The 12,791-nt window shown below is 58.4% G+C and carries 14 protein-coding genes and 1 other RNA gene; 8 read left to right on the forward strand and 7 right to left on the reverse strand.

Annotated features, from left to right (window positions below; genetic code table 11):
- The first annotated feature begins 140 nt into the window (after positions 1-140).
- From FW756_RS08905 to FW756_RS08940, 8 genes are all read left to right on the forward strand, one after another.
- Positions 141-464 carry a TFIIB-type zinc ribbon-containing protein gene (locus FW756_RS08905; RefSeq protein WP_446429807.1) on the forward strand — a complete coding sequence of 108 codons (324 nt, stop codon included), beginning with the start codon at positions 141-143 and terminating at the stop codon, positions 462-464.
- A gap of 61 nt (positions 465-525) precedes the next feature.
- Positions 526-1,356: an inositol monophosphatase family protein gene (locus FW756_RS08910; protein WP_446429808.1), complete on the forward strand. Its 831-nt coding sequence runs from the start codon at positions 526-528 to the stop codon at positions 1,354-1,356.
- Entirely contained in the window at positions 1,353-1,745 is a 393-nt protein-coding gene (locus tag FW756_RS08915; protein WP_446429809.1) for a DUF3054 domain-containing protein, read from the forward strand. Before FW756_RS08910 ends, FW756_RS08915 begins: the two co-directional genes overlap by 4 nt.
- 35 nt (positions 1,746-1,780) lie before the next feature.
- Entirely contained in the window at positions 1,781-2,416 is a 636-nt protein-coding gene (locus FW756_RS08920; protein ID WP_446429810.1) for a hypothetical protein, read from the forward strand.
- Positions 2,417-2,527: 111 nt separating this feature from the next.
- A complete protein-coding gene (locus FW756_RS08925) occupies positions 2,528-3,112 on the forward strand; it encodes a copper chaperone PCu(A)C (protein WP_446429811.1) in 585 nt (194 codons plus the stop codon).
- A gap of 149 nt (positions 3,113-3,261) precedes the next feature.
- Positions 3,262-3,741 (forward strand): hypothetical protein, encoded by a 480-nt coding sequence (locus FW756_RS08930; protein WP_446429812.1) that lies wholly within the window; start codon positions 3,262-3,264, stop codon positions 3,739-3,741.
- A 94-nt stretch (positions 3,742-3,835) separates the two neighbouring features.
- Positions 3,836-5,203, forward strand: a complete 1,368-nt coding sequence (locus tag FW756_RS08935; RefSeq protein ID WP_446429813.1) for an LCP family protein — start codon at positions 3,836-3,838, stop codon at positions 5,201-5,203.
- An 11-nt stretch (positions 5,204-5,214) separates the two neighbouring features.
- Positions 5,215-6,528 carry an FtsW/RodA/SpoVE family cell cycle protein gene (locus tag FW756_RS08940; protein ID WP_446429814.1) on the forward strand — a complete coding sequence of 438 codons (1,314 nt, stop codon included), beginning with the start codon at positions 5,215-5,217 and terminating at the stop codon, positions 6,526-6,528.
- On the opposite strand, the gene FW756_RS08945 is transcribed toward FW756_RS08940, so the two are convergent.
- From FW756_RS08945 to prfB, 7 genes are all read right to left on the reverse strand, one after another.
- On the reverse strand, positions 6,421-7,437 hold the full coding sequence (locus FW756_RS08945; protein WP_446429815.1) for an endonuclease/exonuclease/phosphatase family protein: 1,017 nt from the start codon (positions 7,435-7,437) through the stop codon (positions 6,421-6,423). The two genes, FW756_RS08940 and FW756_RS08945, sit on opposite strands and share 108 nt — an antisense overlap.
- 100 nt (positions 7,438-7,537) lie before the next feature.
- Positions 7,538-8,209 (reverse strand): hypothetical protein, encoded by a 672-nt coding sequence (locus FW756_RS08950; protein ID WP_446429816.1) that lies wholly within the window; start codon positions 8,207-8,209, stop codon positions 7,538-7,540.
- Positions 8,210-8,476: 267 nt separating this feature from the next.
- Positions 8,477-8,847: a transfer-messenger RNA gene (ssrA, locus tag FW756_RS08955) on the reverse strand.
- A 122-nt stretch (positions 8,848-8,969) separates the two neighbouring features.
- Positions 8,970-9,446: an SsrA-binding protein SmpB gene (gene smpB, locus FW756_RS08960; RefSeq protein ID WP_188023763.1), complete on the reverse strand. Its 477-nt coding sequence runs from the start codon at positions 9,444-9,446 to the stop codon at positions 8,970-8,972.
- 10 nt (positions 9,447-9,456) lie between these two features.
- Positions 9,457-10,371 (reverse strand): permease-like cell division protein FtsX, encoded by a 915-nt coding sequence (ftsX, locus tag FW756_RS08965; RefSeq protein ID WP_446429817.1) that lies wholly within the window; start codon positions 10,369-10,371, stop codon positions 9,457-9,459.
- Entirely contained in the window at positions 10,368-11,570 is a 1,203-nt protein-coding gene (gene ftsE / locus FW756_RS08970) for a cell division ATP-binding protein FtsE (protein ID WP_446429818.1), read from the reverse strand. Before ftsE ends, ftsX begins: the two co-directional genes overlap by 4 nt.
- A 55-nt stretch (positions 11,571-11,625) precedes the next feature.
- Positions 11,626-12,735, reverse strand: coding sequence for a peptide chain release factor 2 (gene prfB, locus FW756_RS08975; RefSeq protein ID WP_446429819.1), 1,110 nt, complete (start codon positions 12,733-12,735; stop codon positions 11,626-11,628).
- Positions 12,736-12,791 lie beyond the last annotated feature (56 nt).

Genomic DNA, 12,791 nt, shown 5'->3' on the forward strand with positions numbered 1-12,791 from the left:
TCACGATCTCGCCCTTTTTGTTTCTGCGGCGGCCCCGCTCCCTGCTGCAACAGCTCCTGTCACTTTCGCCAAACTTTGAATCCTCCGAGAAGCCCTTGTTTTCGTGGCTGCACCTCATCAAGACATGACACGCTATGAGCATGAAGTGCCCTACAGATGGTTCAACGCTCGTAATGACCGAGCGCCGCAACGTTGAGATTGACTACTGCCCCGAGTGCCGCGGCGTCTGGCTCGACCGCGGTGAACTCGACAAGATCATTGCGCAGGTAGAAGCAGCGAGCGCCCTGCCCGCCGCTGCGGCTTCGCCCGCCGCACCACCTGTGCAGCAGCAACAACCGCCCCAGCAGTACCAGCAGCCTCAGCAGTACCAGCAGTCACGCGACCGGCACTACGACGATCGCGGGTACACGAAACAGCGCAAGAAGCAGAACCCCTTCGAGCTCCTCGGCGACATCTTCGGCTAGTCACCGCTTGTTCTCTCATACTTCAGCGCCCTACCAAGATCAACAACGATAGGCTTCGATCATGAACGCGTACTCGGATGACCTCGTTTTCGCTCTCGAATTGGCTGATCTGGCCGATGCCATCTCACACGAACGTTTCCAGTCCGCTGACCTCACCATTGAGACGAAGCCGGATCGCACGTTTGTGACCGATGCTGACAAGGCCGTCGAGGACGCGATCCGCACTCGCATTGAAGCGGATCGCCCAGACGACAGTTTCTTTGGTGAAGAGTCGGGCCGTACCGAAAAGGGCTCACGCCGCTGGGTCATTGATCCCATCGATGGCACCTCAAACTTCCTTCGTGGTGTCCCCAACTGGGCAACGCTTATTTCGCTTGAAGTCGATGGTGTACCCACCGTTGGTGTCGTCTCAGCGCCAGCATTCGGCCAACGTTGGTGGGCAGAGACTGGCGGTGGCGCCTGGGGTTGGCGACGGGGCGAAGATCCGCGTCGTCTGAAGGTCTCTGGAGTCGAGGGTATCGAGAACGCGTCACTGAGCTTCCAAAGCATCGAACAGTGGGATCTTGCTGGCTACCTCAATCCGCTCATCACACTCACACGCGCAGTATGGCGTGACCGTGCATATGGCGACATGTGGTCATACATGATGCTTGCAGAGGGCCTCGTTGACGTTGTGGCGGAGTTCGACGTGAAGCCCTACGACCTTTCAGCTCTCGTGCCGATCGTGCGTGAAGCTGGCGGCACCTTCACCGATATCACCGGCGCAGACTCGGCTTGGAATGGCAGCTCGCTCGCAACCAACGGCAAGGTACACGCGGCAGTGCTTGACGTCGTTACCCGGGCAAAGCAGGCGCAGGATGCCGCTGCATCGCAGGACGGTCAGCAGGCGTGAACCAAGACGTCAAGCAGGTCGCACCTGCTCCTCGTACTGTCGTAACGGCTGCGCTTCTCGACGTCGTGCTCGTGCTCATCTTCGCAGCACTCGGACGTAACAGCCACGCTCGTGAGGCGACCGCACTCGGCCTCCTCGAAACCGCGTGGCCGTTCCTCGCCGGCTTGCTTGCCATGTGGCTGGTCACTCGCGCATGGCGCGCACCGGGCGACGTCATTCGTGTTGGTCTCCCAGTCTGGACCGGAACAGTGTTTATCGGAATGATTCTTCGTGCAGTCACCGGCTCGGGCACCGCGTTCGCGTTTGTCCTCGTCACGACTGCGACGCTGTGCGTCTTCCTTGTGGGTTGGCGCCTCATTTCGGCACTCATTCGTCGACGCCGAGCCTAGCTAACTCCCAGCAATGGGCTGAGAGAATGAAGACCATGTCGCAGCTGTCACGCCTCCCGCACGTTGTGCGTGGATCGACTGCCGCTGTCGTCGCAACATTCGTGGCCTTGCTATCGCACGTTTCTGCGGGTGGTGCGATGCCGGGTTCGCTCGGCATCATTGCCCCACTCGCACTCTCACTTTTTGTCTGTGTACTCCTCGCAGGACGAAAGCTCTCAGTACTTCGACTGAGTGTGTCGGTCATCGCGAGTCAGACGCTCTTCCACTCCCTCTTTGTGTTGGGCACCGAGCAAGCGGGACTGGCTGGCGGATCAGCGCACAGCCATCACATGATGACTGCCGCTGCGCTCCCCGCACCAATGCTCAGCGAATCGACGATCACCCTCATTCAGGGCGACACACTCATGTGGGCTTCACACGTGCTCGGCGCGATCGCCACGGTCGTCTTCCTCGCACAGGGCGAGCGCACGCTCCTCTTCCTTCGCGATCTCGCGGTTCGCACTGGCACCTGGCTGCAGCTTGCCTTTGCCCCGCAGCCGGATCCGGTCCCGCTGACCGCGCCGATCCGCGCACCTCGCATCGTCACAACGCACTGGACAGCGCTTGACCAGCTGCGTGCCTCATCGCTGTATCGCCGTGGCCCACCGCGCCTGACGGAGCACACAGCGTAAGTCAGCGCTGATGCTTCGTAACTCCAGCATTCTCTCTTCGCGCCCGCCAGGTCGGGCGCATTCGGCCTGCCCACGGGCGGCCATTGATTCGCAGGTTGAAAGGCGAAACACATGAACAAGTTCCAGACCCGTACCGCACGCGCTTCAATCGTTATTGGCGCAGCTTTGCTCGCACTTACCGGTTGCAGCACTGCCGGTTCTGATGCAGGATCAAACACCTCGCAGGAGGCAACGGCTCAGACTCAGGCTGACGCCGTGAAGCTGCACGACTTCTGGCTCAAGGCATCGGACAAGGGCATGACCGGCGCATTCGGCACGATTGAGAACACCACCGGTGAGGAACTCCAGATCGTTGCCGCTAAGTCACCGCTCTCTGATGACGTCGAGCTTCACGAGACCGTCGCTGACGGCTCGGGAAACAACGTTATGCAGGAAGTGAAAGACGGGTACAAGATCCCCGCAAAAGGCAAGTTTGAGCTCGCACCCGGCGCAAACCACATCATGCTCATGGATCTCAAGCAGGCCGTCCCAGCTGGCGAAGACGTCGAGTTCACGCTTGTCTTCTCAGACGGCTCGGAGCACACCTTCAACGCCATGGTGAAGGATTACTCCGGCGCCAAGGAGAACTACCGCGATGAAGACGGCACCATGAGCCACGATGAGATGGACATGGACCACAGCTCAATGGAGCACTAAGCACACTGACAGCGGGTGGGGCAGATCACATTGATCCGCCCCACCCGCTGCGTTTTTGCAGTGATTCTGAACGTTCGCGGAGCTTGCCCTGGTAGCATCGTGAACTCACTGCCAATCGTTGAGAGATTCTAGGAAGGAGCAGACACTTGATGAAACGAGCACCACGCAAACTCATCACGGTGCTGCTTGCGTTCTTCCTGTTTACCCCGACGTTCTGGGTCATTGACATCCTTGAGAGTGTGGCCCCCGTACCCACTCCAGGCGCAACCTCTGAAACTTTGCGTTTTGACGAATCACGCACAGAGAAAGAGTCCCTCGAGAAGTCAGCATTGAGCTTCACGGGCGTACCCGATGACGAAGCCGATGCACTTGACCTCACTGGCAAGGTATTCTCCGGTCTGTCTGAAGAAGACCTTGGATTCATCGCACCGCAAGCAGACACCGCCGTGGCTGCAACCGCGGTGAGTGCGCAGGCACATACGCATGATGCCGCGCCGATGCAATGGATGACGCCCGAAGTCCGCTTGCCGCGGCTCACCCCTGGTGAGCGCGTCCGACTTGGCCGCGTACTCATTCCTGCACAACCCGTCGGTGACGTTCCGACAACTCCTCCGTTGATCGCTGCTTGAGCAGCCCCTTGCGCGTGGAACACACGCGTGCGCTCGCTGCTCACACGACACTTCCCCTGTCGCGCGGCATTGCCGCAGCATCGAACGGATTCTCATGCACGCTCAGCGTCCTACCGACCCCATGTACGCCCTTGACAGCACCTCAGTTTCGACTGCACGAAGGCCACCCCGCAGTCGTCGTCGCAAGATCACGATCACTATTGCCAGCGTCCTGACCGGTGCCCTGGTACTCACGGGCGCAGGCATCGCCCTTGCGTACAAGAACTTTAACGACAACATCAACCGTTCGGACTTTTCGCTCCCCCTCGTCGACGATGTGCTCGACGATTCTGGCGAGCAGAACATCCTCATCATGGGTATGGATACGCGTCGTGATCAGAACGGTGACCCGCTGCCGGCCGAGATCTACGACGCAATCCGCGCAGGTGACGAGACCGATGGCGGGTACAACGCCAACGTGCTCATGCTCTTACACGTTCCAGAGGACCGTTCCAAGGCGGTTGGCATCTCCATTCCTCGTGATGACTACGTCGAAATTGTTGGTGCGCCGCTTGGCGTAGAGCAGTCAAAAATCAAAGAGGCGTACGGCCTTGCGCTGCAAGAGCGAATGAACGACCTCTACGACTCTGATACCGAGCTCTCAGATGCTGAGATCTACCAGGAGGCACGCGCTGCCGGCCGTCAGACACAGATTGAAACGGTCTCGCACTTCCTCGGTGACGTACGCATCGACCACTTCGTCGAGATGACGATGGGCGGCTTCTACCACGTTGCCCAAGCTGTACAGCCGCTGACCGTATGCCTCAATCAGGCCACCGTCGACACCTACTCAGGCGCAGATTTCGCCGCTGGTGTCCAGGAGATCGACGCGGAGCAGTCGATGAGCTTCGTCCGCCAACGTCGAGATACGAGCGAGGATGGTCCGTTCCTCACAGATCTTGATCGCTCGCGCCGCCAACAGGCATTCATGATTTCACTCGTCGACAAGCTCAACACGAAGAGCACCCTGACCAGCCCGAAGACGATCGCCTCGCTCATGGACGCGACAACGACCCACGTCGCACTCGATACGGGCTTCGACGTGCTCAGCTTTGTCAAAATGGCCAGGGAGGTGTCAAAGACCGGTGTTGAGTTTGTCACGCTCCCGATCCTCGACTTTGACATCATCGATGGTTCGTACGTGAATACCGTCGACCAAGATGAGATCCAGCGAATCGTCGCTGCCATCTTCGCAGGCACCTACTTCGATGGCGGCTACGAGGCAAGCGCTGCCAGCGACGCGGTCGAGGATGTCGAAGATGCATACGCCGACGATGAGTACACCGACGACGACGACGTCGACGAATCAAGTGAGGCTCCCGCAGCAAGCGATTCAACCCCGCAACTCAATGAGACCGGTCTCCCCGTGTATGACAGCTGGGATGCACCGATCCGCGCTGGCGCTATTCCCTGTGTGAACTAAGTCTCGTTCCGATGACGCACACGCAACAGCGGCGGATCCTGTTGCCCGGTTCCTCGTCTGCGCGGTTCTTACTCGTTCCTGCGCAGGCGGGGCCGCTCCGCACGCTCGCTATCATCCTCGTCACCGTCGTTGGCATTCTTGTTGCGCTCGGAGTCGCCATGGTGCAATCGGCGGGTCAGGTCGTTGCCGTCGCCAACGGCCTGAATCCTTGGGCTGGTGCGCTCCGCCAGGGCAGCTATGCCCTGGTTGGGCTGCTCGGCATGGTGCTCATGAGCCAGGTCTCGACACGTTTCATGCGTCGTGCATCATGGGCGCTCCTTGCGCTTGGCTTCCTCTTTCAGATTCTCGTCTACACGCCGCTCGGGTACGAAGCTGGCGGAAACCGAAACTGGCTCCAGATTGGGCCGTTCTCTGCACAACCTGCGGAGTTCATGAAGTTTGTTCTTCTGATCTGGGTCGCGACCATACTGACGGCTAAGGAGCCACTCCTCAGGCGCTGGCAGCACGTGTGGATCCCGGTCGTCCCTGTTGTCGCTCTCTCGATGTTTATCAATGTGCTTGGCGGTGACCTTGGCACACTGATGATTCTTGGTGCATTGATTTTCGGCTGCTTGTACTTTGCGCAGATTCGACTTCGAATTCTTGCCGGTGTTGCAGCGATTGCTGTCGCAGGAGTCGCGGTCATGACCCTCATCAAACCGAATCGCGTCTACCGGCTCACGCATTTCTTCGAGGTGGATTGTCTCACCGATGTCGAACACGCAATGGACATGTGCTGGCAGTCGCTCAATGGATTCTGGGCGCTGTCTGCTGGTGGCGTGTTTGGCGTTGGATTCGGAAATTCGAAAGCGAAGTGGCAGTGGCTACCCGAGGCTGAGACCGACTTCATTTTCGCAATTATTGGTGAAGAGCTCGGTCTCGTCGGCACACTCGCGGTGCTGTGTTTGTACCTGGTACTCGCGGTGGTCTGTATCGCACTTATCAACCGGTTCACGACCTCATTTGCGCGGATCCTCACCGGCGGTGCTGTCGTGTGGATCTCGGTGCAGATGATGGTGAATATCGCTGTGGTGCTTGGGTATGCACCGGTGCTGGGTGTGCCGTTGCCCTTCGTGTCAGCGGGAGGTACGTCCCTCATTTCAACGCTGCTGTGTATCGGTGCCGTACTCGCGTGTGTGCGTGAAGAGGCAAATTGTGTGGCAGATGTCACCGATGCTTCAACTAGTGACAGTTCTGTTAAGCCCGGTGCTGTCAACGGGAGCGAGTGCCGCAATGACAGCGAAATGATCGCTGTCTCCCGCGCGGAACGCTTCCCCACCACGTGAATCGAAACCGCGCTGGAAAATGTGGTCAATGCGCACGACTGGGAACGCAGCTGGCCAAGTGAACGATATGCCCGGCGCTTTCTGTTTCGCTTCACTGAGAAGCGTGCGTACAGCAGAAAGCGCTGGGTCAGTCGTCGCAGCATTAAAGTCACCGAGGGCGATAACCTGCTCTGCGGGATCCGCAGCAATCTCATCGCCAAGTGCCGCAAGCATCGCATCTCGATCGGCCTGCTCGCCAGGTCTGAACGAGGCAGCATGCACGACGTACACGCTCACGTTGCCTGTATCAGTCGCTATCTCTGCGTTGAGCGCGCGCTGCCACCCGAGTCCAAGCTCGAGCGGTCGGGCGTCAACGATGGGAACCGTACTCCACAGGCCGACGGTGCCGACTAGGTATGAGTACGGGTGTGATTCCTCAAGCGTCTCCTCTGCGAGACGACGCGAATCGGCATCAAGTTCAGTGAGCGCGATGACATCAGCTCCTCGAGCAGCAAGCGCGTTCGCCGACGCATCAGCGGTACCAGAATCCGCTTCAACATTCTGGCTCGCAACCACCAAGTCTGTCTTCGCGTCAATTTCCCCCATGGCCGCAGGAATCCAGGTAACAGCGGGAGACACGGTAATGACCCACACCAGTACAGGGGCGACAACCAGCCACCAGCGCCGACGGAGGGTGAACGCAAAGAGGACCAGAATAGCCGCAACACATCCCAGCCATGGCAAGACGACGGCTATCGCCGTACCGACGACACCATGAACGCGTCCGAGCAGCACCACAGCAATGAGCAGCACACCGAGCACAAGGACACACGCGCCTCCAGCCCCAAATCGCCGCGACCCTCGCCCACGTCGCTGTGTGCCCGAAGCGGGTGAAACACCCGGCGACGGGCGAAGGGATGATGCTGACATTCGAGCCAGCTTAGTAGAACTCAGCTATGAATCTTCTCGGCACAGGCGATTTTCAATAGAGCCAGAAATGAGGTGAAACCTCATGGGCACCGCTTCCCGTTTACTCAGGCTGCAGCGGGTTGACTCCCAGTGGATCCTCGCTACATTCGGAGAGCACCGAGGCAGAGACGCCTGGCAGAATCGGAACTGCGTCGTTTGGCATGTCAATGCCATACTCGACCGCCGAGTAGTCTGCACGAACCGCGGCATGACGTAGGAGGCATTCCACAACGATCGTTGCGTCGTCAAGATGCTCTGGATTCCGCCTTATCCATGAGTACAGTGCACCAATTGTCGCCTCACCAGAGGTCTCAGAACAGTGCTGCGCACGTTTCAGCTGTTCCTCTCCGCTAATGGAGTCTGGTCCAACGACACTCATTCCTCCTCGCGGTGAGAACTCAACTTCCTCGAATCTCTGAGAGAACAGACAGCTTTGGAGACCTTCACGCATCTCAGCATATTCTGCCTCGGTAATCACACCGTCTTGCAAGATCTCTCGTTCGAACGAGGTCGTGGCTTCTGCATATGCGCTCTCGAATTCCGAGGCCCAGGGCCCGGAGAAGGCAGGAATTGCGGCGTCAGCGGCCTCGGAAGAGGGGATAGCGTCGGGATTCTCACGGACACCGGCGCAGCCAACGGTGCCCAAACCGATGGCCAAGCCAACGAGACCTAGAACGGGCGCACGGAGCCAACGCTCATGCTGACTTCTATCTACATCAACATCAGCTCTCATCGCGTAGACATCCCGAACGCTGCGACGTCAAGTAACCAAACATCACGAGTGCCCCAAATTCTCCCGAAATAACAACCTGTGAAGCCTAAGCGGTATGTACTCAGACAGGTCAAGCACGTGAGGTGAGGATGATGTGTTTTGACCCGCATAGCCGAGCAAAAACAGACTCAGCCAGCAGCGTGACAGAAAACACAAAGCCGCCGGTATGCCCATGATCTAGGCATACCGGCGGCTGATCGCGGTAACAACTGCATGATGCGACTGCGTTCGTGGAGCCGCGGGGAATCGAACCCCGGTCCACTTCGACAATTCCATGTCTTCTACGAGCGTAGTTTGTGTATGCGTTCTACTCGGCCCCGTTCTTTGCCACAAACATCTAGAACGACAGGCCCAGCATCAGTGTAAGTCCCGATTCGCCCTGACACTCAACGAACCAGCAAGCCCTCTAAATGACGCCAGGAACCGGGGCGAAGGCGTACCCGGCCTGACGGACTCGGTCTCGTGCTTAGGCAGCGAGAGCGAAGTCGGTGCGCTTAGCGTTTGCACCTGTGTTTTGCGAAGGGCGTTAACGAGATAACTCCGCGTCCTCGGCCCGCTTCCCACAGTCTTAAATCGACGTGTCGAAACCGATCGGCCCCGTATCGATCGCACGCGTGTGGCGTGGATCATGAGGCACTCGCATCATGCACTGTTGAATTACCAATCCCGATCTGATCACGGGAACCGGGAAGAACCCGGCATTACAGGATAGCAGCTTTCGCTACTCCCCCATACGGTTTTTATCGCGCATGGCCCGATCCGCCTCACGCTTGTCTTGACGCTCACGAAGCGTCTGACGCTTGTCGTATTCTTTCTTGCCCTTGGCAAGAGCGATCTCAACCTTTGCTCGTCCGTCCAAGAAGTACAGACGCAACGGAATGATCGTCATGCCGCCCTCCCGCGTCTTCTGGTACAGCTTGTCAATCTGCTGCCGGTGCAGCAACAACTTGCGCTTTCGACGCGGTGAGTGGTTGGTCCACGAACCGTTGAGGTATTCAGGGATGTAGGCGGTGTCGAGCCACGCTTCCCCACGTTCGATGAACACGTAGCCGTCGACGAGCGAGGCGCGCCCCATGCGAAGCGACTTCACCTCACTACCCGTGAGGACCATTCCGGCCTCATAGGTGTCGATGATGTGGTACTCGTGACGCGCCTTCTTGTTCGAGGCGATAAGTTTCTCGCCAGTCTCCTTAGGCATGGATATGACCCTATACCTTGAGGTACCGCGTAATTGCGATCTTGGCCGCAATCGCAGAAAGAATCACGCCAGCGCCAATCAAAATCGGCGGGACAACAAGCGCCTGCTCCATCGTGATGTAGCTCGTGAACGGCACCTCGGTCACGAGGAATCCCTGCACGAAGAACTTCACGATTGCGAGCGATGCCACGCTTGCAAGGACAGCGCCAACCAAGGAGGCAATTACGCCTTCGAGGATGAACGGTGTCTGAATGAATCCGTTTGACGCACCCACGAGGCGCATAATGCCAATCTCACGTCGACGCGAGAACGCAGAGAGCCTAATGGTCGTTGAGATGAGCAACACCGCAGCAACAAGCATGAGGCCTGCGATGCCAATGGCCGTGTAGCTCGCAACGCCAAGGAACAAGAAGATCCGGTCGAGCAGGCTGCGCTGGTCAGAAACGCTTTGTACGCCTGGAATATCGGCAAACGCTTCCTGAATGATGTCAGATTTTGACGGGTCGGTGAGGCGAAGCCAATACGTCTGGTTCAGCTGTTCAGGAGACGTGATGTCGACGATGGGATTTCCCTCGAATTGCTTCGTGAACTCCGCATACGCGTCATCATGGTCAACGAAGAAGAACTCTTCAATGTGCGGCGCGAGAATCTCTGACTCGAGCGCGTCCTCAACTGCAGCGATCGTTTCTTCGTTTGCGTCGTTGCCGTCACACGTCGAGCTCTGATCAAACGAGGTACACAGGTAGATGGCAACCTGCGCACGGTCGTACCAGAAGGTCTTCATCTGCTGCACCTGCAACTGCATGAGCACCGCAGCGCCCACGAATGTCAACGATACGAACGTCACCAGGACGACAGAAATCGCAACAGAAAGGTTTCGGCGAAGTCCACTCCAGACTTCACCCATTACGAGTCTGAATCTCATCGAACCGGCCCCACATCCCGCTGATCGTCTTCGTCTCGGAGCCCCAGGTGCTCAGCGAGGTTTCCGGTTTCTGCCATCTGCACGGGGTCAATCGAACTGTCTTCTGGCTCGAGGAACGCCGGGATACGGCGTCTCGGCGCCGGTGGTGCTCCTGGCGCTCCCGCTCGTATCGTGTCATCAAGCGGATCCGAGTCAGGAAGCGTCAGCGGCTGCGCGACAGCGGGAGGGTCCGCAGGGCCAGCTACTGGAGCTGCTGGCGGGGTCGCGGCCGTTGGCGCAGGCACGATTGGCTGCATCGACAGATCAGTGTCTGCGTCAGCGTCGTTGAACGGGACTCCCACCTCTGTTTGACCAGCCTCAGGAGTAAGCGGAGTATCGTTCACGCCGGGCGCAGATGTCGCAAGCGATGCAAGATCTAGATCAGCTTCAGGGCCGAGGGCGGCACGAACGACTTCCTCTGGTGCACGCAGAGCCTGCGCAGTTGCAGTGGAAAGATCCGCGATAGGAATCGAAGCGGTTTCACCGTAGCCGCCGCCTACCTCGTCACGGACGAGGACGCCCTGCGAAAGCTCAATAACGCGCTGACGCATGATGTCAACGAAAGCCGCCTCGTGGGTCGCCATGACGACCGTCGTGCCCGCCGCATTGATGGCTTTCAGAAGCTGCATAATGCCGAGGCTCGTCGCCGGGTCAAGGTTACCCGTAGGCTCATCAGCGAGCAGAATTGCTGGCTTGTTCACAATTGCGCGCGCAATCGCCACACGCTGCTGCTCACCGCCAGACAACTCATGCGGGTAACGCTTTGCCTTGCCAGCAAGCCCAACCATCTCGAGCGTGTCAGGCACAGCTTCTTGGATGAAGCCACGTGACTTACCGATGACCTGCAGCGAGAAGGCGACGTTGTCGTAGACCGTCTTGTTGGCGAGGAGCTGGAAGTCTTGGAAGACCATACCGAGGCCTCGACGGAAGTACGGAACCTTCCGGGAAGAGATACGGCGCAGGTCTTGACCAGCGACATGAATGGAGCCCGAAGTCGGCTGGTCCTCACAGAGGATGAGTCGCAAGCAGGACGATTTTCCAGAGCCCGATGCGCCCACAATGAACACGAATTCGCCGCGCCCGATATTGATACTCAAGTTATCGAGCGCGGGCTTCTGTGTTCCGCGGTACTTTTTGGTGACGTTCTCAAAGAGGATCATGACGTTCCTGACGATACGCGGAGCTGGCTGGAGGTGGGCTGAGGCGCGCTGAAACTCAGTCGTTTTTTGTCAACGAGCGCCAGCGAATGCCAGCGGCGATAAATCCGTCAAGATCACCGTCGAAGACTGCATCCGGCTGGGATGACTCGTGGCCCGTGCGCAAGTCTTTCACGAGCTGCTGGCCGTACAGGAAGTATGAGCGAATCTGATCGCCCCAGCTTGCGGTCACCGAGCCAGCGAGTTCCTTCTTCTTCGCCGCTTCCTGTTCTTTCTGCAAAAGAAGCAAACGAGTCTGCAGCAGACGCATGGCTGCAGCGCGGTTTTGAATCTGCGACTTTTCGTTCTGCATCGAAATAACAATGCCGCTCGGAATGTGGGTGATGCGCACAGCCGAGTCAGTCGTGTTGACGGACTGACCACCTGGTCCAGATGAACGGTACACATCAACGCGAATGTCCGTCTCAGGAATATCGACCTCGGTCGCTTCTTCAAGCAGCGGAATCACTTCCACTCCGGCAAAACTTGTCTGACGCTTGTCAGCAGAGCCGAATGGGCTGATGCGAGCGAGGCGGTGCGTACCCGCCTCGACCGAAAGCTTGCCAAATGCGTAGGGCGCGTCAACTTCGAAGGTCGCCGACTTAATCCCGGCACCCTCAGCGTACGAAGTATCAAGCACCTTCGTCGGGAAGTCGTTGTCCTCTGCCCAACGCAAGTACATGCGCAAGAGGATTTCTGCGAAGTCAGTGGCGTCATCGCCGCCAGCGCCCGAGCGAATGGTCACGACGGCGGATCGCTCATCGTACTCACCCGAAAGCATCGTCTGCACCTCGAGATCCTGCATCGCGGCCTCAAGCGCAGCAAGCTCCTTCATGGCTTCCTGCTCGGAGTCTGCGTCTTCCATCTCGACCGCGAGCTGTGCAAGTACCTCAAGGTCATCGATCCGCGACTCTACGGCGCGGAGCTTCTTCACTCGCGCCTGACGATGCGAAAGACCGCTGGTGACCTTCTGCGCGGCCGCCGGATCGTCCCAGAGGCCTGGCGCAGCAGCCTGCTCCTCGAGGTCAGCGATCTCGCGATCAAGCTTCTCGAGGTCAGTGACCTCAGCGATGTCTGCATAGGTCGAGCGGATCGCGCGGACGCGTGCGTTGAAGTCAATGTCGAGCATGATTGTTCTAGCTTACCTGCAGCTGTGCCCCGCACTCCCCTCGATTTGGCGAGGAG

The organism is Leucobacter sp. 1207-22, assembly GCF_052850455.1.